Annotated in this window: 1 protein-coding gene and 1 pseudogene; both read left to right on the forward strand. The window is 33.7% G+C overall.

The window, feature by feature from the left end; genetic code table 11:
* A partial coding sequence (locus tag KZ793_RS00285; RefSeq protein ID WP_225812469.1) for a Pvc16 family protein occupies positions 1-731 on the forward strand: 731 nt, incomplete at its 5' end.
* 175 nt (positions 732-906) lie between these two features.
* Positions 907-1,132, forward strand: a pseudogene (locus KZ793_RS00290) (hypothetical protein); the annotation flags it as partial.

The raw sequence follows: 1,132 nt of genomic DNA on the forward strand, positions 1-1,132 counted from the left end.
TACATGAAGATCTGCAATTACGCTCTGCCGAATCAAGACGTTATAATCCCGCAACCAACACATTATTACCGGGATGGGTCAATATTAATTGTAACTATTTAATCACTTACTGGGATGCGAATAAACCCTCAAGCGATAGCTCTAGCCCAGATAGCCAACCGGATAATCAAGCGGCACAAATTATGACGCGGGTTTTAAATGCATTAATAAATAATCGCCAATTAACCGGCATTCCCGGCTCATATACCCGAGTTATTCCACAACAGGAAAATTTAAATAGTCTGGGCAACTTTTGGCAAGCGCTTGGTAATCGCCCACGCCTCTCTTTACTCTATTCCATTACCGTACCAATGAAACTTAAAAATATCGAAGACAATGTAATTCCAGTTAGCAAAATATCTGCTTCTGTAGTTCAAAAATCAAGCCTGGAAAGTTCACAAATAAATCAAGCTCTGACAGATAAATTATGTGCCGACTTAGGCGGTACAGAAGATGCCCGCCTTGCCCTTAATAAAGTGAATCTGATCACTCAATCCGCCACAGACAATAATAATCGTCAGGACAATGAAAATATTATTCTTGAAGTTTCGGGTATTACCCATTCAACTTATTTAGCTAAAATAAAAGATATTCTTTCCATATGGGTAAAAAGTCAAGAAGCTATTGTTAAGATCAATGGGATAAATATTATTATCTCAAAAGAAAATTCTGAAAAATTGATCGGGATTTAAAACCATTTTTAAACTATTCTCCCCATCAACAGGGTGACAAACAATCTCCTATCTATTAATTGGTATTCTATATAAAATATTTCATTAATAAATTCAATTTTTTTATTTTATCTAATGAATCTTATAGGTAAAAATTACCAATATTCTTCTTATCATAAAACCATTAGGTGATAATATGCCAAAAAATAAACACAGTGAAAATAAAAACCATCTTAAAAATAGAGCAAAAGAGCTGCCAATACAGTCAAATCATTCTATTAATGATGATATAGACAGTGCTCCATTAGAAATCGGATTGGATTTAGATACCATGATAGGAAGTAGTTCTGCTAACTTAGATCAAATTCAGGATTATGCATTCTGGAAAGAAAATATTTCTGAATATTACAAATGGATGGTTG

Source organism: Photorhabdus antumapuensis (genome assembly GCF_020387775.1).
GTDB lineage: Bacteria > Pseudomonadota > Gammaproteobacteria > Enterobacterales > Enterobacteriaceae > Photorhabdus > Photorhabdus antumapuensis.